The 24,531-nt window shown below is 40.3% G+C and carries 18 protein-coding genes and 1 pseudogene; 10 read left to right on the plus strand and 9 right to left on the minus strand.

Going from position 1 to position 24,531, the window contains the following annotated elements; all coding sequences use genetic code 11:
* Window positions 1-186 (minus strand): annotated as a pseudogene (locus RMY64_RS06930) (hypothetical protein); the annotation flags it as partial.
* A gap of 284 nt (window positions 187-470) precedes the next feature.
* On the opposite strand from RMY64_RS06930, the gene treY reads away from it, so the two are divergent.
* The 4 genes from treY (at window position 471) to RMY64_RS06950 (ending at window position 6,773) form a co-directional block, all read left to right on the plus strand.
* Window positions 471-3,269 (plus strand): malto-oligosyltrehalose synthase, encoded by a 2,799-nt coding sequence (treY, locus tag RMY64_RS06935; RefSeq protein ID WP_322699661.1) that lies wholly within the window; start codon window positions 471-473, stop codon window positions 3,267-3,269.
* Between the two features lie 217 nt (window positions 3,270-3,486).
* The gene (locus tag RMY64_RS06940) at window positions 3,487-4,998 is read left to right on the plus strand and encodes a trehalase family glycosidase (protein WP_322699662.1); all 1,512 of its coding nucleotides are present in this window, start codon (window positions 3,487-3,489) and stop codon (window positions 4,996-4,998) included.
* 169 nt (window positions 4,999-5,167) lie between these two features.
* On the plus strand, window positions 5,168-6,091 hold the full coding sequence (locus RMY64_RS06945; protein WP_322673954.1) for a DUF6615 family protein: 924 nt from the start codon (window positions 5,168-5,170) through the stop codon (window positions 6,089-6,091).
* Between the two features lie 61 nt (window positions 6,092-6,152).
* A complete protein-coding gene (locus RMY64_RS06950) occupies window positions 6,153-6,773 on the plus strand; it encodes a Uma2 family endonuclease (RefSeq protein ID WP_322699663.1) in 621 nt (206 codons plus the stop codon).
* A 133-nt stretch (window positions 6,774-6,906) separates the two neighbouring features.
* Here the strand turns inward: RMY64_RS06950 and RMY64_RS06955 are convergent, their stop codons facing one another.
* Window positions 6,907-7,059, minus strand: coding sequence for a hypothetical protein (locus RMY64_RS06955; RefSeq protein WP_194041182.1), 153 nt, complete (start codon window positions 7,057-7,059; stop codon window positions 6,907-6,909).
* Window positions 7,060-7,513: 454 nt separating this feature from the next.
* Between RMY64_RS06955 and RMY64_RS06960 the strand changes: the two genes are divergently transcribed.
* The 5 genes from RMY64_RS06960 to RMY64_RS06980 all read left to right on the plus strand — a co-directional run bounded on the left by RMY64_RS06960 (window position 7,514) and on the right by RMY64_RS06980 (window position 13,494).
* Window positions 7,514-8,923, plus strand: a complete 1,410-nt coding sequence (locus RMY64_RS06960) for a nicotinate phosphoribosyltransferase (protein ID WP_322699664.1) — start codon at window positions 7,514-7,516, stop codon at window positions 8,921-8,923.
* 90 nt (window positions 8,924-9,013) lie between these two features.
* Window positions 9,014-9,613 (plus strand): nicotinate-nucleotide adenylyltransferase, encoded by a 600-nt coding sequence (locus RMY64_RS06965; protein ID WP_322699665.1) that lies wholly within the window; start codon window positions 9,014-9,016, stop codon window positions 9,611-9,613.
* Window positions 9,574-10,320 carry an NUDIX hydrolase gene (locus RMY64_RS06970; RefSeq protein ID WP_163929288.1) on the plus strand — a complete coding sequence of 249 codons (747 nt, stop codon included), beginning with the start codon at window positions 9,574-9,576 and terminating at the stop codon, window positions 10,318-10,320. Before RMY64_RS06965 ends, RMY64_RS06970 begins: the two co-directional genes overlap by 40 nt.
* A gap of 98 nt (window positions 10,321-10,418) precedes the next feature.
* Window positions 10,419-12,137, plus strand: a complete 1,719-nt coding sequence (locus RMY64_RS06975) for an NAD+ synthase (protein ID WP_322699706.1) — start codon at window positions 10,419-10,421, stop codon at window positions 12,135-12,137.
* Between the two features lie 463 nt (window positions 12,138-12,600).
* The gene (locus tag RMY64_RS06980; protein ID WP_322673949.1) at window positions 12,601-13,494 is read left to right on the plus strand and encodes a peptidoglycan-binding protein; all 894 of its coding nucleotides are present in this window, start codon (window positions 12,601-12,603) and stop codon (window positions 13,492-13,494) included.
* Between the two features lie 577 nt (window positions 13,495-14,071).
* On the opposite strand, the gene hemJ is transcribed toward RMY64_RS06980, so the two are convergent.
* The 4 genes from hemJ to psbQ form a co-directional block, all read right to left on the minus strand.
* Window positions 14,072-14,653 (minus strand): protoporphyrinogen oxidase HemJ, encoded by a 582-nt coding sequence (gene hemJ / locus RMY64_RS06985; protein ID WP_322688618.1) that lies wholly within the window; start codon window positions 14,651-14,653, stop codon window positions 14,072-14,074.
* A 343-nt stretch (window positions 14,654-14,996) separates the two neighbouring features.
* Window positions 14,997-15,848, minus strand: a complete 852-nt coding sequence (locus RMY64_RS06990) for an alpha/beta fold hydrolase (protein ID WP_322699666.1) — start codon at window positions 15,846-15,848, stop codon at window positions 14,997-14,999.
* A gap of 161 nt (window positions 15,849-16,009) precedes the next feature.
* Entirely contained in the window at window positions 16,010-17,122 is a 1,113-nt protein-coding gene (locus tag RMY64_RS06995; RefSeq protein ID WP_322699667.1) for an FAD-dependent oxidoreductase, read from the minus strand.
* A gap of 108 nt (window positions 17,123-17,230) precedes the next feature.
* Window positions 17,231-17,698, minus strand: coding sequence for a photosystem II protein PsbQ (gene psbQ, locus RMY64_RS07000; RefSeq protein WP_322673945.1), 468 nt, complete (start codon window positions 17,696-17,698; stop codon window positions 17,231-17,233).
* Window positions 17,699-18,057: 359 nt separating this feature from the next.
* On the opposite strand from psbQ, the gene RMY64_RS07005 reads away from it, so the two are divergent.
* The gene (locus RMY64_RS07005; protein ID WP_322673944.1) at window positions 18,058-18,486 is read left to right on the plus strand and encodes a hypothetical protein; all 429 of its coding nucleotides are present in this window, start codon (window positions 18,058-18,060) and stop codon (window positions 18,484-18,486) included.
* A gap of 586 nt (window positions 18,487-19,072) precedes the next feature.
* Here the strand turns inward: RMY64_RS07005 and RMY64_RS07010 are convergent.
* From RMY64_RS07010 to RMY64_RS07020, 3 genes are all read right to left on the minus strand, one after another.
* Entirely contained in the window at window positions 19,073-20,755 is a 1,683-nt protein-coding gene (locus RMY64_RS07010) for a GUN4 domain-containing protein (RefSeq protein WP_322699668.1), read from the minus strand.
* 30 nt (window positions 20,756-20,785) lie between these two features.
* Window positions 20,786-22,816, minus strand: a complete 2,031-nt coding sequence (locus RMY64_RS07015; RefSeq protein ID WP_322699669.1) for an ABC transporter ATP-binding protein/permease — start codon at window positions 22,814-22,816, stop codon at window positions 20,786-20,788.
* 306 nt (window positions 22,817-23,122) lie between these two features.
* Window positions 23,123-24,517, minus strand: coding sequence for an MFS transporter (locus tag RMY64_RS07020; RefSeq protein ID WP_322699670.1), 1,395 nt, complete (start codon window positions 24,515-24,517; stop codon window positions 23,123-23,125).
* Window positions 24,518-24,531 lie beyond the last annotated feature (14 nt).

Genomic DNA, 24,531 nt, shown 5'->3' on the forward strand with positions numbered 1-24,531 from the left:
AAGGCTTAATGTTTGAGCATAAAGGCTTAATGTTTGAGTATTAAGGCTTAATGTTTGAGCAATAAGGCTTAAGGTTCGAGCATTAAGGCTTAATGTTTGAGCATAAAGGCTTAATGTTTGAGTATTAAGGCTTAATGTTCGAGCTAAAAGGTTGTTTGAATAATGGTTGGCTGCGATCTTAGGCACTTATCGATCTCCCCTAACCCCCCTTAAAATTTACCCCACCCTAACCCCCTTTAAAATTTACCCCACCCTAACCCTCCCCTTGTAAAGGGGAGGGAACTAGATTAGATTTCTTGTTTCCCCCCTTTACAAGGGGGGATTAAGGGGGGTAACACCTTTTTGCTACCGAGAAGAGGACTTTTCAAATATCCTCTAAAAGGTTCAACGTTTAACCTCAAAACCTCATCTTCCACCCTGCGGGAAGCTAAAGCTACATCCCCCTTACTCCCCACTCCTACTAAAAAAATATGCGAATTCCCACCGCCACTTATCGAATTCAGTTTACACCTCAGTTTGGCTTTGACAACGCCAAAGCGATCGCAGCTTATCTAGCAGATTTAGGTGTTTCCGATTTATATGCTTCCCCCATTTTCAAAGCACGATCCGGGAGTACGCACGGCTACGATATAGTAGATGCGACTCAACTTAACCCAGAACTGGGAACTAATGAGTCCTTTGATGCATTAGTTGCTGAAGTTCAATCCCTTGGTATGGGCTGGTTACAAGATATTGTGCCCAACCACATGGCCTATAGCAGCGAAAACGATTACTTGATGGACGTATTGGAACACGGCCCAGATTCCAGCTATACCGATTACTTCGATCTTTCTTGGAATGCTCCCTTTGGCGATCGCCAAGAGCGAATTCTCGCTCCTCTGCTGGGAGATTTCTATGGTACATCCCTAGAAAACGGACACATTCAACTGCAATACGAACAAAACGGTTTAACCGTCAACTATTACAGCTTAAAACTGCCACTGCGGCTAGAATCTTATACAAAATTTATCAGCCATAATTTAGGTAAACTCACGCGCACACTGGGACGCAATCATCCCGATTTTATTAAACTATTGGGGATTCTCTACATTCTCAAAAGTGTGCCCTCAGAAGTTGCCGGAAAACAGCGACAAGACCAAATCGCATTTATTAAAGGATTGCTTTGGGAACTCTACACCACAAATGATACCATCCGCGAGTTTATTGACGAAAATCTCCAAACATTCAACGGAGAACCCGGTAATTCAGAAAGCTTTAACCTCCTAGATGAATTACTGAACGACCAGTTTTACCGCCTCGCCTTCTGGAAAGTTGGGGCGGAAGAAATGAATTACCGTCGTTTCTTTACTGTCAATGAACTGATTTCCGTTAAGGTTGAAGAAGTGCGGGTTTTTAATAATACCCACAGCTTAATTCAGAAACTAGTTGAAGAAGGCAAATTTACTGGTTTACGGATTGACCATATTGATGGACTTTATAACCCAATCCAGTATCTCGAAAGACTGCAAGAAAAGATGGGAGATGTTTATATCACCGTCGAGAAGATTTTAGAACTCACCGAAGAGTTGCCGGAAAACTGGGAAATAGAAGGTACGTCTGGATATGACTTTTTAAATTATGTAAATGGCGTATTTTGTCAAACGGAAAATGAATCATCCTTCGATAAAATTTACCAAAACTTTATCAGTTCCAGAGCAGATTATGCATCGGTAGTAAAAGATAAAAAGCACCTGATTTTAGAAAAGAATTTAGCAGGTGATATTGACAATCTGGCTCTTTTGTTAAAGAACGTTTCCAGCAAATATCGCTATGGCAATGATTTTACACTGAATGGATTAAAAAGAGCGATCGCCGAAGTTTTGACACTGTTCCCAATTTACCGCACCTACATTACGCCCGATGGAATTGGAGAAAGCGATCGCGCTACCATTCAAGAAGTAATTAGCCAAACCAAAGAACAAGTGCCACTGTTGCAGAATGAACTGACCTTTATTGAAAAGTTAATGCTGCTAGAGTTTGATAATTCTCTGACTCAAACAGAACGCGAACAGTGGATATATTTTGTCTTGCGAATGCAGCAATACAGCGGCCCGCTAATGGCCAAAGGCGTAGAAGATACCACATTATATGTTTACAATCGGTTGCTGTCGCTGAATGAAGTCGGCGGAAATCCCGGCCACTTTGGCATCGAATTAGCCAAATTCCATGCCTTTAACAAACAGCACCAAGCAACCTGGCCTCACACAATGAACACCACAGCCACCCACGACACCAAGCGCGGCGAAGATGTGCGGGCAAGGTTGAATGTCCTCTCAGAAATCCCCGATGAATGGGATCAGCAGGTAAATACCTGGAGTGCCATGAATCGAGGACATCGTAGCCATCGCCACGGGTTTGCGATGCCCGATCGCAACGACGAGTATTTTCTCTATCAAACCCTAGTAGGGGCGTTTCCCTTTGCCGAACACGAACATGCATCCTTCGTGGAACGGGTGAAAGACTATATAATAAAAGCAATACGAGAAGCGAAGGTGCATACAGCCTGGTTACGACCTGATAGTGAGTATGAAGAAGCTTGTACCTCCTTCATTGGGAAAGTACTCGATCCTGCTATATCCGGGGAATTTCTAGAAGCGTTTCGTCCATTTCAACAGCGAATTGCAGAGTATGGGATATTCAATTCCCTTTCCCAAACTTTACTGAAGATTACCGTACCCGGCGTACCCGATTTATACCAGGGAACGGAACTTTGGGAACTGAGTTTAGTCGATCCAGATAATCGCCGTCCTGTGGATTTTGAACAGCGACGTACTTACTTAAGCGCCATCCGCGAACAGGCAAAAACAGACATTTTGGGACTAATTCAGGAGTTACTAAACGACAAAACAGACGGCAGAATCAAACTGTTTTTAACGGCTCAATTACTCCAAGCCAGAACAAACTATGTCTCATTATTCCAGGACGGCGATTATTTACCGTTAGAAGTTCAGGGAACCTACGCCAATCATATTATCGCCTTTGCACGGCGGGAGGGGAATCAAACAGCGATCGCGATCGCGCCCCGCTTTTTAACCAGCCTCATCCAGCCAAAAGACAATCCTTTGGGCGAGTCAGTTTGGCAAGATACGCACCTGCAACTACCCCCTGGAACTTCCCCCACTTGGAAAAACGTCTTAACTCAGCAACCCTTACAAACTACAGAAACCCTATCAATCGCAACAGCCCTTACCCATTTCCCAGTTGCCCTGTTAATTAGCACTGCCGAGTAAAAACAAAAATCTTGTCCCACGCAGAGAGAACCCTGTAAAACCTCAGCGTTCCTCTGCGCTTCCCTTGGCATGGATACGTAATCGAGTACTCAAATCACTCCCACCTGTAAAACCTCAGCGTTCCTCTGCGCCTCCCTTGGCGACGGCAGTCGCTCATGGGGGAAACCCCCAAGACCGCGCTGCCTCTCCTTTGCGTTAAAAAAACAATTCTGTAATTATGACCCCAACACTTACCACAGCACAGATAGACGCTGTGCGCCTCCACATCAAAAAAATGTGGAAAACTTTAACGCGATCGCACGAACACTTATTACAATCTGCCAAGGATACCAAACTAGACCATAAAAGAGAAACTCCCTGGATTGTCTACATTTCCCCTTCAGAAGATTGTCCCAACATTCAGACTGTATTGGAGCGATCGCTATCTCCAAAAGATATGCAACAGCTAGAAATTCGCACTTTGCCAGCAGAAGCAGAAGCGATTAAACAGCATGGGTTACTATACCTACCAGGGCCTTATGTCGTACCAGGTGGTCGCTTCAACGAAATGTATGGCTGGGACAGCTACTTTATATTGCTAGGACTTTTGCACGATGGAGAATTGGAGCTAGCACAAAGTCAAGTCGATCAATTGTTGTACCAAGTACAACATTACGGCATTATTCTCAACGCCAACCGGACTTATATGCTGTCGCGATCGCAGCCCCCTGTCCTGAGTATGATGGTCTTGGCGTTATTCCAGCACACCCAAGATGAAGAGTGGTTAAAAGCAACCGTACCTCTGTTAGAGCAATTTTATTATTACTGGGTAGTACCGCCCCACCTGAATGCTGCAACCGGCTTATCCAGATTTTATGCCTTTGGGGAAGGCCCAGCGCCAGAAGTTTTGTTTTCCGAGCGAGATGAAGAGGGAAAAAGCCACTACGATCGCGTCAAGGAATATTACCAAACCTTTGAGGTTGAAGATTACGATGTCAATCTTTACTACGATCGCGAAAATGACAAACTGACCAATCTATTTTACAAAAGCGATCGCACCATGCGCGAGTCTGGTTTTGATATCACCAACCGATTTGGCCCTTTTAGTGCTGATATTCTCCACTACGCTCCTGTGTGCCTCAATAGTTTCTTGTATCAGGTGGAACAAGACATGGCGCAAATTAAGCATATTCTGGGGAACGAACAATTGGAACAAAAATGGAGCAATCGCGCAGATATCCGCCGCGACCGGATCGATCAATTTCTCTGGGATGAAGAACAAGGATTATATTTCGACTATCATTTCCAGAATGGAAAACGCCGCCGCTACGAATTTGCTACCACGTTCTATCCTCTCTGGCTGGGAATTGCTTCTCCAACTCAAGCCAAACGCGTCGTAGAAAATCTCTCTTTGTTTGAAGCCCCAGGCGGAATTTTTACCAGTACTCGTGTCACCGGCAATCAGTGGGATGCTCCCCTTGGCTGGGCACCATTGACATTAGTTGCAGTCCTTGGACTTCACCGCTATGGGTATCATACAGAAGGCGATCGCATTGCCAACAAATTTTTAGCTATGGTAGTTAAAGAATTCGAGCGTCACAATACCCTAGTTGAGAAATATGATGTTGAACGCTGTTCTGCCAATGTTTCTGAAGAAATCTGTTTTGGATATAGTTCTAACGAAGTTGGTTTCGGCTGGACAAATGGAGCGATTCTGGAACTCTTAGCAATCGGCGATCGAAAAGTTTAAATAAAAGGGTGTGAGAAAAACCTCACGCCTTAAACTTACTTGCTTTTTTCAATGTCATTTTTTTGCCCACCATAGCAAACACCCTACAATGAATCTCCAAATATAAATGATTAAGTTTAGGCTTGTTTAGGGAATACTAAAACTGTCTATTACTTTTTGAATTTTAAATATGCTCCCAACCTTATGTGATACTTTCAGAAACTGCTCAAAAGAAACATGGGATATGCTTGCCAAAGGACGTGATTTAGATCATCAGATTGGAGAAGAAACTTTAACAGATATAAATATTCTTAAACTAAAATCTGAGAAAAAACTGGAAATTTATAATCATAAATTTACTAAACATAAAGAAGGATCAAACGGTGCAGATTGGGAGTGGTGGTTTACTGGTGCTAGCAATAAATGGATAGGTTTTCGAGTGCAAGCTAAAGTTGTAGATTTTAAAAACAATTCTTTCAATCATCTGTATTACTACAAAAAAACTAAAAGTAAAAATAAGGTATATCAATGCGATCTTCTTATAGAAAATGCTTCAAAAGAAAAGAATTCACCTATCCCTTTATATTGCTTTTACTCTAACTGGAATGACTCAAAATCTAGTAAAGAGTATCTAAAATACAACCCTATAGAAAAAGAAAATAGCTATGGTTGTTCCATTATTTCTGCTTTCATAATTCAACATTTACGGAGCAAAAAAAAAGAACCAAAACATCTTACAGATTTACTAAAATATATGCAGCCGTGGCATTCTTTAGTATGTTGTCATGGAGATAGCTCAGACGATTTACCAAGTAGAGTTTTGGAATCTTGGAGAAACTCTATTCTCCAAACTGAGAGTTTATTTCTCAAAAGATTTGACGTAAGTATTTCTCAAAAATTGAAGAGTATGCCAAATAATTATCAAAGAATTTATGATGATTTGCATCTAAGTGATGTGCCACCTAAACATGTACAACTACTGCTTAATAACGATTTAGTAGAGCTACCTGACTCCAATCTGGGACAGGTTACAATCATAAAAGAACGGAAGCAACTAACATATAGTAGATATGAGGGAGAACGTATACGAAAGGAGCTACTTGAACTACTTTAATATGTTGGGTGAAAGAATTACTTGGGAACTAGCAAGCACCAAATCATGAGGAATAATCACAATGGTTCAATCAGTCTCAAAAGTTCTAACCGTTGATGAATTTATTAGCCTTTACAGTGAGTGCGATCGCTATGAACTAATTGATGGTGAATTAATCGAGATGGAACCAACCGGGCCACACGAGCAAGTATCTGCATTGATTGGGCGAAAGCTGAATGTAGAAATCGATCGTCAGGATCTAAGCTACTTTATTCCCCATCGCTGTCTAATCAAACTCTTAGGAACAGAAACCGCTTTTCGTCCCGATGTGATTGTGTTAGACCAAACTCAATTAATTAATGAACCATTATGGCAACAACAACCTGTAATTACATCAGGAAACTCAATAAAACTGATTGCTGAAGTTGTCAGCACAAACTGGCAGAACGATTATGCCCGTAAAGCCGAAGACTACGCCCTGTTAGGAATTCCTGAATATTGGATTGTTGATTATTTAGGTATTGGTGGCAGAGAATATATTGGTAAACCCAAACAGCCAACGGTAACAATTTGCAACCTAAGAGAGGATGAGTATCAAAAACAATTATTTCAAAACAACGATCGACTTATCTCTTTAATCTTTCCCAACTTGCAACTAACGGCACAACAAATATTTTCGGCTGGACAATTTGCTATTAAGTAGTTTATGTCAAGCGCAACGCAACTATAGCAATCCTATTTGATTGGTTCTCCACCGAGAAAATCAGACCTCCGACTTATTGAAGAAGTCGGGGATCTTTTTGTTGATAAATATTTTTCACATACCGGATCGGCATCTACCAATTATCATCTCTATCTTCGTCGTAAGGCTCACCTGTAAAAGGTTGTACGCCAACAGCAGGATAAGCATCATCCGTAGGGCCAAAAATCCGCATTGCAGCTTCAGAAATATACTGGGTTATGTTCGCAATGATTTTGGAAATATCCATAATATTGGACTCCTTCTTTTTGAGTCGCTTTAATGGTAATGCTTATACTCTAATCCTAATACTCAAGCCTTGCTCATATTCTCAATATATTGAGAATATATGCAATGTTTATTCAGATAACTTTGCAATACTTTAGCTTGTCAAAAAGTCAAATTTTTCTCTTCGATTCTAATTGTAACATAGTTGTTTCTTTCAACCCATTTGGAAAAAGAGCGAAGCAAAACAAACTTTCTCTGACAGGATATTATTTCCCTTGATTAGCCGCCCGATTTAATTAACATTATTGCTAGCCATTACTATTAAAAAATATTAATTATTTGATGAAATTAGTATTAAGCTAGCCAGAAATCTACTGTTATACGGCAATTTCAGACAATATACTTGCAGGGAGTTGACATTATTTATGGTAAATATTACCATAATAAAAAGAAGCATCTTGTAAGGAAGCTCTTGCATGACAACTTTGCCAGATTTGGACTATGTATATAAACAGCAAAGCCAGCAGAACCCGGAACTGAACCTTTCTGCCGATGACTACAGCTTGCTGACTGACCTTTACCAGTTGACGATGGCAGCTTGTTACACAGGCGAAGGTATAGAACAACGACGGGCAAGCTTTGAGTTGTCTGTCAGACGGTTGCCAGAGGGTTTTGGTTATTTAATTGCGATGGGGCTGACGCAGGCATTGGAATATTTAGCCAAAATCCGCTTTAGTTTGGCGCAAATTGCAGCATTACAGGCAACGGGAATTTTTGCTCACGCAGGCGATCGCTTTTGGTCACTTTTAGCTGAGGGAAAGTTTACGGGTGATGTTTGGGCAGTACCAGAAGGGACAGCCGTGTTTGCCAATCAACCACTCTTGCGGGTGGAAGCACCCCTTTGGCAAGCGCAACTAGTAGAAACTTACCTGCTGAATACAATTAATTACCAGACTTTGATTGCCACAAAAGCAGCCCGGTTGCGGGATGTAGCGGGGGAGTCAGCAACACTTTTAGAATTTGGCACCAGACGAGCATTTAGTCCCCAAGGGTCTTTGTGGGCAGCACGGGCGGCGTTGGCGGGTGGGTTAGATTCCACTTCCAATGTGTTAGCAGCGCTACAACTGGGACAACAGCCAAGTGGTACGATGGCACACGCCTTAGTGATGGCATTGTCAGCAATAGAAGGCACTGAAGAACAAGCTTTTAGTGCATTTCATCGCTATTTTCCGGGTGCGCCATTACTAATTGATACTTACGATACCATTGCTGCTGCCCAGCGCTTGGCCGAAAAAGTAAATTCCGGGGAAATGCAATTAACAGGAGTGAGATTAGACTCAGGAGATTTAGTTACCTTATCAAAACAGGTGCGATCGCTCCTTCCCGGTGTGCCAATTTTTGCCAGTGGCGACATAGACGAGTGGGAAATTGCCAGATTAAAAGCTGCTGGAGCGCAAATTGATGGTTACGGACTGGGAACGCGACTAGTTACAGGTTCGCCTGTCAATGGAGTTTATAAACTTGTAGACATTGATGGCATCCCAGTCATGAAGCAATCGAGTAGTAAAGTTACTTATCCAGGGCGCAAGCAGATTTTTCGCTCGTTTACGGGAGGTAAGGTAAAAGCAGACAGGTTAGGACTTTTAGATGAAATTGCTTTAGAAGAAGAAGCTTTATTGCAGTTGGTAGTGCAAGAAGGTGAACGGATACAGCCTTTGGAGTCGTTGGCAACAATTCGTCAGCGTACCGCCGCCTCAGTTGGTAGTTTGCCACAACAAACACGGCGTTTGGATCGTCCTGTGGCTGTAGAAGTGGAGATTTCTGAGGGGTTACGGGTGTTGACTGAAGAAACTAAGAAACGTAGATGCACCAGCGGCTTGCCGTAGGCTACCGCAGAGGCGCTGAGTACACAGAGATAGAAGTACTTTTTCAGTCTGTCTTAATTACGAATTACGAATTACGAATTACGAATTATTATGAGAGTCGCTTTGTTTGGAACTAGTGCCGATCCACCAACTGCTGGACATCAAGAAATTCTAAGTTGGTTGTCTGAGCGTTATGATTGGGTAGCGGTTTGGGCAGCAGATAATCCATTTAAGTCTCATCAAACACCCTTAGAACATCGGGCGGCAATGCTGCAACTGTTGATTGCAAATATAGACGCGCCACGGCACAATATTGCTTTGGAACAAAAATTGAGTAGTTTCAGAACGCTGGAAACAGTGGAAAAAGCCAAGCTTACTTGGGGTGAAGAGGCTGAATTAACGTTGATCGTTGGTTCAGATTTACTGACTCAGCTACCACGTTGGTATCGCATTGAAGATTTGTTACAGGAAGTACAACTACTGATTGTACCGCGACCGGGATATGCAATAGATGAATCTAGTTCAGAGGTAGTGCAAAAGCTGGGAGGGAAAATTGCGATCGCTAGTCTGACTGGTCTAGATGTTTCCTCAACAGCCTACCGCGAACATAGAGATCCCCAAGCCCTCACAGCCCCTGTAGTTGCCTATATTAATCGAGAGCATTTGTACGAATGCCAGGACGTTCACCAAAAAAGATACCAACTCCGTTAAACCAACAACCTTTGGCCGATTTCAAGGTTGGTGTTGATAATGTAATTTTTTCTGTAGATACTGTACAAAATCGGCTGTTAGTTCTACTAGTAATGCGGCAGCAAGAACCATTTTTAAATCATTGGAGTCTTCCCGGTACTTTGGTACGTCCAGGAGAGTCTTTAGAAGATGCCGCTTATCGCATTATGGCGGAGAAAATTAAGGTCAATAATCTCTATTTAGAACAACTGTATACATTTGGCGGGCCAAATCGCGATCCACGGGAAGCAACTGATAGTTATGGTGTGCGTTATTTATCAGTTAGTTACTTTGCCCTAGTGCGATTTGAAGAAGCCGAATTGATTGCCGATCGCATGACTGGCATCGCTTGGTATCCGGTAAAACAAGTGCCGCAATTAGCTTTTGACCATAACGAAATTCTGGCTTATGGGCACAGGCGATTGCGAAATAAATTAGAGTATAGTCCGGTGGCTTTTGAAGTCTTGCCAGAAATGTTCACTTTGAATGATTTATATCAGTTATACGCCACAGTTTTAGGTGACAATTTTTCCGATTATTCTAATTTTCGAGCGCGTCTACTCAAGTTAGGTTTTTTATGCGATACCGGAATTAAGGTATCACGAGGTGCTGGTCGTCCAGCTAGTTTGTATAAGTTTGATGCCGAAGCTTTTGCTCCCTTAAAAGATAAACCTTTAGTGTTTATTTAACCAATCTCTACCCCAAGTCAAGAGTTAAAAGTCTGAAGTCCAGAGTAACTTATGACTCCTGACAAATGACAAATGACCAATGACCAATGACAAATAATATGAAAATTGCGATCGCTCAAATTAATCCGACTATTGGTGATTTGCTTTTAAATGCCCAAAAAATCCTGGAGGCGGCACAACGAGCCGCATCTAGCGGTGCGCGTTTGTTGTTGACCCCAGAACTTTCTCTGTGTGGCTATCCACCAAGAGATTTATTACTAAATCCTAGTTTTGTGGAAGCGATGGGCATCACTTTACAAAACTTGGCTGAGGATTTACCACCAAATTTAGCTGTATTGGTAGGAACTGTTGAATCGAATATCAAAGCAGATATTAGTGGCGGTAAAAGTTTATTTAACAGCATGGCTTTGTTAGAAAATGGCACAGTCAAGCAAGTTTTTCACAAGCGACTTTTGCCTACTTACGATGTCTTTGATGAACGCCGTTATTTTGAAGAAGGCTTGCAAGCTAATTATTTCACTCTCGATAATATCCATATTGGCGTAACTATTTGCGAAGATTTATGGAACGATGAGGAATTCTGGGGCAAACGTAGTTATGCAGTAAATCCGATTGCTGACTTAGCAATTTTGGGTGTAGATTTGATTGTAAATTTGTCTGCTTCTCCCTACACGGCTGGTAAGCAACAGTTTCGTGAAACCATGCTTAGGCATAGTGCAATACGTTTTCAACAACCAATGATTTACGCTAATCAGGTTGGCGGAAATGACGATTTAATTTTTGATGGACATAGTTTTGCCTTAAATCGTCAAGGTGAAATTATGTGTCGCGCTCGTGGTTTTGACACTGATTTAGTAGTAGTAGAATTTGACGAAACGCTGCGTGATTTACAGTTGGGTTCTGTAGAACCGATGTATGAATCGGAAGATGAAGAAATTTGGCAAGCTTTGGTTTTGGGAGTGCGAGATTACGCTCGTAAGTGCCGCTTTTCTAAAGTAGTGTTGGGGTTAAGTGGCGGGATTGACTCGGCAATAGTAGCTGCGATCGCCACGGCTGCACTTGGTAAAGAAAATGTCCTCGGTGTTCTCATGCCTTCCCCTTACAGTTCCGAGCATTCCATCAGTGATGCTGAAGCATTAGCCGAAAATTTGGGAATTAAAACTCATCTTTTACCAATTGGCGAGTTAATGCAAGGCTTCGATCGCACTTTAGATGATTTGTTTGCGGGTACGGAGTTTGGACTAGCTGAAGAAAATATCCAATCTCGGATTCGCGGTAATTTATTAATGGCGATCGCGAATAAATTTGGCTATCTGCTTTTATCTACTGGTAACAAGTCAGAAATGGCTGTGGGTTACTGTACTCTCTACGGCGATATGAATGGCGGGTTAGCGGTAATTGCAGATGTTCCTAAAACCCGCGTGTATGCACTTTGCCATTGGTTAAATCGCAATAATGAAATCATCCCGGAAAACGTCTTGACAAAAGCACCCAGCGCCGAACTCAAACCAGGCCAAGTCGATCGAGACTCTCTACCGCCTTACGAAATTTTGGACGATATTTTGCAACGCCTGATTCACAACCACCAATCAGCAGCACAAATTGTTGCAGCCGGTCACGATCCGGTAATTGTAAACCGAGTAATTCAAATGGTGGCGCGGGCTGAATTTAAACGGCGACAAGCACCCCCCGGTTTAAAAATTACCGATCGCGCCTTTGGAACCGGTTGGCGAATGCCAATTGCTAGTAACTGGGTTGGTGTCAAAAATGCTTACCAGACTAAAACTACAGCTACACCTAACCTTAGTTTGTTGTGATGGACAAAATGCTCATCCACAAATCAAGTAATTAGTTATCAAACCTCTTCCTGTCTTGAACTTTTATTAAAGTCTGTCCTTCTCCGAGGCGAAGAGGGACAGGTTTTACATTCTTCGTTAAAAGTCGTGTGATTTATCCGTAAACGGTAATGATTTTGATTAATGAGCGAGAGGGATAGCTACATTGAACGTGAAATTGTCTAGTTAAAAGGGCGTAAATCTAGCTTGTCGGAGACATTGCTCAACCTCTGAACTCGAACCATATTCCCGAAAAAAATTTAATATATGTCGCCAATAAATAGTTTTTTCTTCAGTGTAATATCTGTGAATTTTTGTGTGCTTAATCATAAATTAATAGTAAAAATTGTGACATCATCTTTTAGTCAAGAGTATAGTTTCAAACAACATCAATTTTAAAATTGATGTTTATACTTAGAACTCAGTAAATGAAAGCAGGTGCATAATGAAACTACAAGATTTCTTGGGAAAAGATGAGAAATGGTCATTTGATGCGATCGCAGAAGATGCAGACTTGGCTCGTCAGATTCAGATATTGTTAATCGGCTTAGGTTTGCTGGAACCTCCAGCTGATGGTAAATTTGGCCCTGTCTCTGTCATATCTCTCAAAAAATTTCAAGAATTAATAAAGACTGAAGAGAGTGGTTTTTTAGGAGCAGTCACAGCCAAGAAACTAATCGAAACCAAAATAGACGATCTTCCTCAACCCCCCTTAAAACTAGGCAATGACATCGCTAGTAAGATTGTGAAATATATGCTAGCCAAAGGTTATCAAGTATTTACCAATCCCAAAGAATACAACATTGTTTATGTAGAGGGTATCAATGGAGACTGGACTCTCAACAGTGATACACCCAATCAATTTAACGATCGCCGGATTGTAATTGAAGTAGTAAATGGTGTTCCCAAAATCGTAGATCACTGGGAAGCTACTACAGAACCAGGGAAGTACTACACTTACAATCCGATGAATCCCAAAGGAGCAGCTAGGATTCAGTTTGGACAATACAAAGCTTGGGCTGTGGGTACTCACGGTACAGCCGAGCCTCATGAAGCATTAGTGCAAGTTGGAGATATAACAGTTTGTAGAGATTTCAACCAAGATTTTAAACGGACTGGCGACAAACTTGATACAGGTGATAATTTTTATGTGAATCAACACTACGGCTTTGATTTCCCCCGAAATGATATTCGCCTTGCTAGTGCAGGTTGTTTAGTGGGACGTAGCCGTGAGGGACATAGAGAGTTTATGGCAATTATTAAACAAGACCGACGTTATGTCGCTAATCGCAAATATACTTTTTACACTACCGTCATTCCTGGAGATGATTTACTGTAAACGTTTACAGGATGAGGTAATGATTAATTAGTAGCATTCATTAGACCTGCCTTGAAAATAAGGCAGGAGGCAGAAGGCAGGAGGCAGGAGGAAAAGACATTTTCATTGTTCCTTGTGAGCGCAGCTCATGAAGTTTCTTGCAAAAATCCTTGAATCACGCCCTACAGTGTACACAACAAGTCTAAAATAGCTGAAAAACCCAAGGTTTTACCCCACCCTAACCCTCCCCTTATAAAGGGGAGCCACTGCGTTGGACGGGTTTCCCAGCTTGAAGCAAGTGGCGTGAGGGAACAAGATTTCTCGTTCCCAGTCTCCGACTGGGAATGCATTCATTGAGTCTCTGACTCAATATCTCACTGGAGGCAGAGCCTCTAAATCAGGCATTTCCATGCAGAGCATGGGAACGAGATCAACGAGAAAACAATGGAAAATCAAGCTTTTTTCGACTTGTGTGTACACCGTAGGGATAAGGGGAGGGTTAGGGTGGGGTATTTTTGTACTTCATTAATTTACAATCTGCTGTATTGTTGTGATGCGAGATAAAGTAAGGTAGCACAGCTGGGCTACCTTACTTTGTCTAACTTTGTTCTTGTGGTTGCCCTATCTGTGCCGTCAATTTCTCTTTATCCTGCCTGCGTTTTTTGGCGTAAAGTTGAATAGTGACTGCCATCAAAATAATCATGGCGAAAATAGCCCAAGCAGCCATATCTGTAGGTAGATTATTCTTAAACACAGCCAACAAAACGATCGCTACTAACATAACTGTAGGCGCTTCATTTAAAGCACGTAATTGCTGACTATTCCAGCGACATTCATCTACTGCTAATTTCTTCATCAGCCGAGCGCAGTAATGATGATAGCCAATTAAAAGCGCCACAAACAGCAGTTTGATATGCAACCAACCCTCTTTTAAAACGTCCGGTTCAGTGGTTAATAAACCGATGGCCATTGCGATCGTCACAAACATTCCTGGGTTAGTGATGATAGAGTAAAGGCGCTTTTCCATAATTTGATACTGATTTTTCAGTATCGTTCGTGCTGGTTCAGGTTCAACGTTCGCTTCAACGTGATAGATAAAAAGACGTACTAAGTAGAATAAACCAGCAAACCAAACTACAAATCCGACAATATGAAAGGCTTTAAACCATGAATAAGCCATGAATCATAATTTCCTTTACTTGTAATGGTAATAACAAAGTAGTCAGGAGCCAGAATTCTGAATTCAGAATATTTTACCTATTCAAAGATGGAGTTTTAACAAGAAATAACATTTGAATTCTGCCACTCAATCTTCTATTTAGTGGGCTAAAATGATGATTTTGCATCCTCTACTAATTAATTCTGACTCCTGAATTCTGACATTCATTTTTATAATATCCATTTTTGCCAAAGCTATAGCAATCCTAAATCATTCGTAAGACAAAACCAAGGACAAATGACCAATTGACTTAGGACAGTCAACACCAAAATTCTCACAAATCAAATAGAATTGCTATATATTGTCAATGAGCATCTTTACGACGCACAAAGGGTAAAAGGTCTTGCAAAATCGTCTCGTGGTAGTGTTCTTGAGGATAATGTCCGACGTTATTAAGTTTTATTAATTCGGTATTTGGTACGGAATTGGCAAAGTTTTCGGCAATGTCTATAGGTAGCCAAGGGTCAATCATACCCCATTGAATCAGAATTGGTTGTTGCCATTCTTTAAAGCCAGTTTGGATTTCGGTCATGGCTGAATCAAGCTGTAAATTGCGAATACTTGCTAAGAGACTTCGACCAGACGAAGAAGCAGTTAAAAATGGTTTTCGATAAACATCTAAATCCTTGTCTCCTATGCGATAACGGCTTCCGCCTTCTAGCGTTCGATCGACTAATAAGGGGTCTTGGGTCATGACTTCACCTGCTAAAGGTAAACCCATTTGTTTAATTTTCCAGGGTAATTTAGCAGCAGTTGAAATTGGTGTATTTAAAATAGCTATATTGGCAATTTGTTCTGGATGACGCAAAGCATATTGTAGTCCTACAGAACCTAAAAAACCTTGGACAACTAAAGAAAAATGTTCAAGTTTTAAAGCTTTAATAAATCCTTCTAAAGCTGTGATAAAAGCATCGGGAGTGTAAGCAAAATCCCGTTTTTCTGGTTTGAAAGAATTGCCGTAACCAATCCAATCTGGAGCGATCGCTCTTGTCCCCTGATTCGCCAAAGCAGGTATAATATGACGCCAACTGTAACTTTGTGAAACTAAGCCGTGTAGCAATAACACAGGCGCTAAGTCACTTCTGCCGATTGGTAAAGATTCCCGATAAAACCATTTCAGTGAATCTACATTGATTTTATGTTCTTTTATTGACACGCTATTTTCCTATATTGGGCATTTGTCATTTGTCATTTGTCATTTGTCATTTGTCATTTGTCATTTGTCATTTGTCATTGGAAAAGAGGAGGCAGGAGGCAGAAGTTCTAAAATGTTTGAATTTTGAATTTTGAATTTTGAATTTTGAATTGATTTCTCCCCTACTCCCCAGTCCCCATTCCCTGAGAAATAATCATCTCACGAATCGCATAAGCTGTAGCGGGTGCTAATAAAACGCCGTTGCGATAGTGTCCGGTAGCTAGGAGGATGTTATTAAACCCTGGCAACTTACCAATAACTGGGGCTGGGCGTCCTTCAGGGCGGGGACGTAACCCCGACCAAGTGCGGAGAATATTTGCTGTGGCTAACTCTGGACAAAATGCGATCGCTTGTTTTCTAACAGATTTCAGCAGTTCTTGATTTGGTTGTATCTCATCGCCATTGCTGGGAAATTCCACTGTTGCGCCTATCCAATAATCTCCACCGCCCACAGGAACAATATGGACATCATTACCCGTTATCGCTGGCTGGAAATCGGGATTTCCTAATGGATGCCCTACACGCATTTGCAAGGCTTGCCCAAGTACGGGGCGGATATCAATTATCTGATTTAATTTTGCTGTTAGTGGGGTTGAACCTAACCCTGCTGCAATTACAAACCAATCAGCGGTTATTTTTCCTTCTGTAGTCTCTAGTTGATGGCAAAATTCAGGTGTTGAGGTTGGGGCATCCAAAACAGTCACACCAAATTTGAAAGTTACACCATTTTGCTGGGCAGCTTCAACTAAAGCCAATGTCAGGGCAGTTGGATCGATCTGGCGGTCTTGCAAAGAATAGACAGCGCCAGTAATTTTTTCGTTATTAATTTGAGGACAGATATTCTGGAGTTTAGCCGTGTCCCAAATTTCTAAATTCCAGCCTTGAGAGTGGCGAATTTCTACTAACTTTTCCCATGCTGACATCCCCTCTAGGGAGGAATCAGATAAAAGCATCAGAATTCCCTGACGATTAAAAGGAATTTTGCGACCTGTTAAAGCTTCGAGTTCAGGAATCAAGGTTTCATAGCGTTGGATGCTAGTTTGCCGCATCTGCCAAGCCTTGCCCTTGATTTTTTGGCTGATTGCGCCCATCAAAACGCCAAGTGCAGCGCCCGTGGAAGCTTGTGCTGGTGGTTGGCGATCGCAAACTGTGATTTTCAGCCCTTTTACTAAACTCAGTTCGTAAGCGATCGCAGCCCCAACTACACCACAACCGATAATAACTACATGACTCATTGCTGTTTTGAGGCAAAAATCGAGAGATGTGGGAGATGAGGGAATAGGGGGAGAAATTTTTTCTCTCCCTCATCCTCCTCATCCCCCTTTGCTCATCTTACCTTGGGCTTAACTTGCCTCTGCTTCACTGCTGGTATTAGGAAGCAAGTCGAAGAATTTGTCAATCTCTGCAAAAGCATCTTGGGATTGATTCAAGGCAACTAGAGGATTGCCTGCACTAGTAGCTTTATCAAGCTTAACCAAGTCATTAAACAAATCTCGTGTTATTTGACGTGCTTTGGGTTGGTCATTGGGTAGAAGGTTGGAAGTGACATAAGTCAGGTTCAGCCTTGCTTCTGTCATGGGCCCATGTATAAAGTTACGCACATTGATCCAATCACCTCTTTTAATCAGGGTTGTTAACTCTTGTGAGCGATCGCGCACAGCCTGAATTTCAGGAACATAAGCCTGAATTTTTTCAAGTTGTACTGCTGTGTAAGTCGGAGGTGCTACCGCAACACCAGGGCCACCACAACTAATCAGGAATGTGGCCAATAATACTAGGAAAAATGAAAAAATCGAGCGTTGACGCACCATATATTGAACTTAATTGCTTTTGGTTTACCGATTAACAGTGTCATTTTAGATCGCTAGCGGAGTTAATCGTTCTTGTCAGCCAAGGATTTTGCAGAAAATCTTGATATTTTCTTCAAAGAACAGAGTTTCATCTGCTTTGGAGTAATTTTTAAGTACAATTACTTAATAGGTGTTAGGCAGTCCCAACAAGAAGCGATTTTTGGCTTCTGTTAGTAACGAGGATTGTTAGGAAAATATGATTTAGAGTTGCTAAATCTCAAAGGTCTTGATAAGCTGAAACACCAATAATATAAGCCTTCTGGCGGTTTTTATGTCTTCACATCCTTGAAGATGGCGACGCAATATAGGAGTGTTTTTTAGTGAACGCAGCTGAACAGGCAACGAACCTTGAACTCGCCAGCAACATTGCCACGGTAGTTAATTTGTTCAAATTTGAGTTTCCTGATGCCAAATCCGATCTCAAACCCTGGAAAAATGACCCGGAAACTAGGGAGTTAGTCGATCCAGATTCTATAGATATTGGCTTTCACTTTCCTGGTATTAGCAAATCTTGGCGAAGTCGCAGTATTTTAATTCAAATCCGATTTTATCAAGATCCCATCAATAATTCCCGGCGTGCGATCGGCGTGGAGGTGGCGGGATTCGATCATCGTGGTGAGGCGTGGCGACTTTCTACGGTAGAAAACTGGAGTGTTGTCGGCGCATCTTCGCCTTCTGGTGAAATCGAGGAAAAGCTCAAGCAGATTTGCCGACAGATTTTAGAAGTTTTTAATAAACCAAGTGAATAAAATCAACAATGACAGCACAACTAGAAGTTGTTGCTGCTTTTGAATTACAGCAGATTGCAAGTTAATGAAGTACAAAAATACCCCTCCCTAACCTCCCCTTGGAAAGAGGAGGGAACTAGATTGGGAATTTCCCCCCAATACAGCGGAGGGATTAAGGGGGGTAAAAGATGTACTTCATTTAGATGCAAACTGCTGTAATTTTAGAGGATGTCTGAGAAGTATTAAATATTTCGCTTGATCCCCCCTAGCCCCCCTTAAAAAGGCTACCGTGTATACACAAGTCGAGTTGGCAATCAAATCAACAAAAAACAACAGAAAATTTTTTTTAAAATCTTTGATTTTCCGTTAGGACTCTATCAATAAGCTGACACTATTGATAATCAGTTCGCTTAACTCAAAACCTTGCCTACCAAGGCTTGTATCTTACCAGGCAATGATTTTAGGACTTGTGTATACACCGTAGCTTAAAAAGGGGGGAACCGGAATCAAAGTCCCCCTTTTTAAGGGGGATTTAGGGGGATCTACAAGTCTCAAATACAACACCAAAAAGTTTTCAGACATCCTCTTAGAATTACTAAACATCCTCTCAAATTATCTTTAGAGAACTACAAATTTTTGTACGAGAAAAGAATAAGTGCATCTGCCAAACTAACCAAGATTTTACCCGCCAGGCTCCCATTGAAAGGTGTTCTGTAGATGATAGAGATAAGTCAGAGCTATGTTGATCGTAGTGTAACCATTTGGCTGGTAAGTGTCCCATCGGTGTCATCGGGGACAATTTAAAAGTTAGTTGCTCATAGTCTAACCAGTTTCCCTCTTTTCGCCAACCAAGGCGATCGCCTAGTCTCTTTTCTGTTTCATAATCTACTTGACCACCCATTTCACTCCAGATAGTTTGCTGAACACTGAAACCGAAATAACCATAACTATATTGTTCCCAAAGTTCATCAATGGTATGGATGTCTTGACAACAAAAGTTATCAATATCTTCCTTATAAACTTCATTCCAATAATTCTTCTTCATGGCTTTTAGCATTAATTTAGCTGTTTCAATGTCAGCTTCTTTCCACTTATGCTGCGATAGGAGATATCGCAATTGGGTATAATCAATATCTTTATTGCTGAAAAATTCTTTTGTCAATGTAAGATTGTTATCAGTCAGTTCCATCAATTCTGTTTCTTCAACAGTAGATAGAGACACTGTAGAGACAAAATCTACTTCTGCTATGCCTAACATTTTTCTTTTATCGGTAAGTTGCTTAGATATATAGTTAGATATTAAATCAATACCCTTGTCTAAAAAGACAAAATTTTCGCTCGAATCTAAATTATAGATTTGCCAATCTAATAATTTAGATTGAATAAAAGCATCTTTTAATCTAGTTTTTTTATCATAACTTGTCACCATAAAATCGAGAAAAGTTTCAGAAATTATCTTGGCTTCTTCAAGGTTAAATAAATTTGACTGATACTTTAAAATATTATCCCCTAAATTTTTAATATCTCCGACAGTTGCGTAAAAATATTCATCTATTTTTACGAATTCATCGATTAAAGATTGAAAAGGACTAAAGTAATCTTGTAAAGAATTCTCAAAATTGATTGCTGTCTGGGCAATTTTTGCTATTTCTTGACGAATTTTATAGGCTTTACTTTGATACTCATAAAGCTCTTGATAGGTATCTAAATCTTCAACTATTTGCTGAACAATTTCTTTTTGTTTTTTTAAATCTTCTGCAAGTTTTTTAATTCCTTCACTAAGCAAGCTAATTTTTTCTAACATCAAAAAATAAGCATTACTTAATAATAAAACTGCTTTAAAGTTTTCTTCTTTCTCCCATCTTAGTTCCTTAAGTATTTGGGGATTTTTATAATTCTTTAGCTCTATCTTGCTTCTTTCATCTTCTAAATTTTTTATTGTCAAATATTTCTGTTTGAATAATTCCTTCAAATCATTAATTAAGTTTAACAAAAAATTGTGATAACTATCTTTATAACTGTTTAGAAAGACAATAATCTGATTGTAGTCTTTAATAAATAATTGAATTTCATCAAAAATCTCTCCCTGACTAATTTTTTCTTTTCGCTTAATTATTCCTCCAAGTTTATGATGATATCTAACACCTTCTTTAATTAATCTTTGACGTTCTCTAATTGTTTTTTGAACCGTTTCTATACCGTGATTTTTGAGAATTGGTAATTGATAAGTTCGCTCGTAGATTGAAATACTTTTATAAGTAATTAGTTGTCTTTGCTGTTTAGTTAACATGACCTTAATTTTCACAAACATTAATAGTTATTAAGTTATTACCCATTTCAACACCTTGGGGTTTTTGTCATAGCGATAGGTAAAACCATCTTTGGTAGTAATGGATTTACCAAGGCTAGCTTTACTTCTGATAGTGTTAATGGGAGAGTTTGTTAATGTCTGCATTTCTTTATGAGAAAGTCCTACAATTGTGTCTATCTCTATCGATATTTCTGGTTGGCTTTGGGATTGATTATCGGGTAAAATATCTATTGTAGTTTCAGGATTTACGGAACTATTAGTGACAATTTCTTTTGCTTTTTGCAGCCGATAATCTTGCACAGTCAAAAGTTGCCAACTGGAATCTTGTGAAAGTTCCAAAACCCATTGATGATAATTAAATAGACTTTCTCGGTGTCCAACACTGATAAAAGTTGTTTTTGTTTCTTGCAACTGTTGATATAAATTGCCTTCATTATTCAAATCCAAAGCGCTAGTTGCTTCATCTAATATCGTGAAGCTAGGGTTAGTAACTAATAATCGTGCAAAAGCCAGACGTTGTTGTTCTCCCAGCGATAATATATTCTCCCAAGGAACTTCTGTATCAAAGCCTTCAACTCGATTTAACAAGTTTTGCAGATTTACTTGTTGTAAAATGTCTTTGAGTTCTGGGTCGGTCATTTGACGATTTGTATTAGGATATATTAACTGTTCGCGCAAAGTTCCTAAGATTATGTAAGGACGTTGGGGTAAAAATAAAACTTCTTCTAGGGGAGGTCGCACCAGGCGACCAGTTCCCGCATTCCACAAACCAGCGATCGCTCTCAATAGAGAACTTTTACCTCGACCACTAGGGCCAATAATTAATAAACCTTCACCTGGTTGAATAGACACTGACAAGTCTTCAACAATCACCTGCTCATAGTTTGGCGTTTGTAAGGTGACATGCTCAAAAGCAAGATGGTTTTCTTCTATTGTTTTAATCGTACTAACGTTCTCTGGTTGTTTGGTAACAGCTTCTAAGGCATCTGAAAATTCAGATAAACGCTCAACATAACTAGAAAATCGTCCGGAATTCCCAAATTCTCTAATTAATGTTGCCATAGCATTGGCAAACGAATTACAAGCTATACTAGCTTGAACAACTTCTCCAAAATCAGCTTGACCGCTCATATATATAGGTGCGAGTACCAAATATGGGAATATTTGGATAGCAGATTTATATGCTCCGTCAAATAGTTCTTGATTGTTCTCCCAATTAATCTTGCGTTCGATATTTTTTAGGAGATTAATAAATCTTCGTTGAATTATATTAGATTCTTGATTTTCTCCCTGGAAAAAAGCTATTGATTCGGCATGATTACGAACATGAGTCAGACAATAATTGTATTCTGCTTTCAGTTCTAATTCCTCTTGATTAATTTTATTCAATTGTTGACCCAAATAAACAGCAATCAAATTGCCTACGATCGTATAAACAACCAGAACAGTTGCAATAAATTGGGAAATTGACCAAATGATTACTAAAAAAGTCGTCATTTCCAGCACTTTTTCTAGGAAAATAGCTGAAAACGAGAGAGCATTACTGGTAATGGGTTCTATTTCTTGAGATATTCGTTGATCTGGATTATCAACATCGGATCTAAAGTTGATTCTATAATAGGCACGATTGCTAAAATATTTTGATAATGTATGATTATTTAACCATTTGTACCAATCAAGAGCAATTTTTTTTCTAACAAGTTTAGAAAATCCACTTAAGAGTGTTATGCAGATCAGAGCAGCGCTGAAAACTACTATCGTCTTAATAAAGTTAGGATAATCTTTCTCTTCAATTACATCGGTTATATAGCGAGTAACAAAGCTATTAAAAGCCGTTACACCCACTAGTGCGATTATTAATAAAATCAGGAGAATGAGCATCCCCCATATCCGAATCACGTCTGAAAATGCTCTTTCCCCTGACTTGGTTGGATACCAGTAAGGGCCAGCGATCGCTCTGACGCTCTGCCAAAATTTATTAAAATCCGAAGGAGAAGGATCGTTCATTAAGGAGCGATCGCGAGAAACTTTAGTTTGCATATTCTAAAATAAACTGAACATATTTTTGCGATTGAAATATAGAAAAATTCAATGATTAAACAACATAAGCAGGATTTACGCAAAATTATAAAAAACTAACTGCAAATGACATAAATTCAAGAGGTTTTAAAGAGATATTAGGTAAGTTATAACAGGATTGAATGTATATCATAAATTTTGAATATAGATATAAATTATGAACTCAATTAACAATTAGCTATTTAAAAAAATAGCTAATTTAAAACATCAAAGAATAATTTGAAACTAGTAGAACTTTTAATCAACTTTCACTATGCAACGCTAAATTTAGGATACCAAAGAAACTGCATCATTCTTGCTAGAAGGTGTATCAGTAGCGATCGCAACTGCATTACTAACATTAGGGAGTTCATCTTCCACAAACCGTAGGCGAGGGTACAAGTAGGCAATAGAGGTTTCTAAAATGGTCAAGACTCCCATAATAATCAGTAGAAGTCCCATACCACGACCAGACCCAACACCGATGATTTGTCCGATGCTTCCCGCCAAATAACCATCAGTAGCCATTAAGGGTTCAAAAACCTTCTCAGCTAAAGGCCCAATCGTGATGTAGCCTAGAGGTAAAGCAGCCGCTTCAATCGCGCCTTTGATCGCAAAAACTCTACCTTGCACACTAGGTTCTACTTTTTTTTGCATGACAGCTTGCGTAGAACTGGAAACGATCGGTTGTGTCAAAGAGAATAAGAAAATGCTAGCAGTGAAGATGACAAGAGAGGGTTGCAAACCGGCGGCGATAATAAATACACCATTTAACAGCATACACCCGTATATTGCATAGATGTTGCGTTCTAGTCCTCCCCAGATACTCACGAGCAAGCCGCCTGCTAGAATAGCAATGCCAAATAGCGAAAGAATAGTTCCCAGAACGCTTACTGAAACGAAATTCAACGCTAGCGGAACAGTAATGACATTAATACCTCCCACAAGATAAAGACTGGAAGCTGAGAATAAAATTAGTCCCAGCAGTCCGGGTCGAGCGGTCAAATATGTAAATCCGTAAGTTGCTTCACTGAGAAATGAACTTTTTGCAGTTGCAACAACACTTGTGTTGACTTGCGGGAACAGAACCAGCATCAGGGAGACAACAGCGATCGACACACTGGTTACGTGAAGCAAAATAATCCCTTGGAAATGAACAATGCTTAGTAGAATACCTCCGAGAGTTGGTGCAATGATTATGGAGATGCCATACATCAGACTCATCAGACCGTTAGCACGATTGAGGTGCTGTTTTGGCACAAGTAAGACTGTTGATGCTGTATAAGCTGGCATGTGAAAAGCCATGAAAACAGCAGTGAAGGTATTGGCTAAGTAAATATGCCAAACTTCCAACCGACCCATGACAAATAAAACGCCGATCGCAATTGTTCCCAAACACGCCAAGACATCAGCGAAAATCATCGTCTTGCGGCGATCCCACCTATCTACCAAAGGCCCAGCGATCGGGGAAATTAAGATTAGCGGTAGAGTATTGAACAGGGAGATTAAAGCAAACTGGGTGACTGAGCCAGTGCGATTATAAACCCAGATATCTAAGGCAAAGGCAGTGGTACTGGAACCAATCAAAGCGATCAACTGTCCTATCCAAACAATGATAAACAGTTGCATTTCCCGCAAAGCAGTCAGTCTTGTTTTCTCTATCATTTGTACGTTTGACATCATAATCAGGTATTTTC

The organism is Nostoc sp. DedQUE08 (assembly GCF_034530895.1).
Classification (GTDB): Bacteria; Cyanobacteriota; Cyanobacteriia; order Cyanobacteriales; family Nostocaceae; genus Nostoc.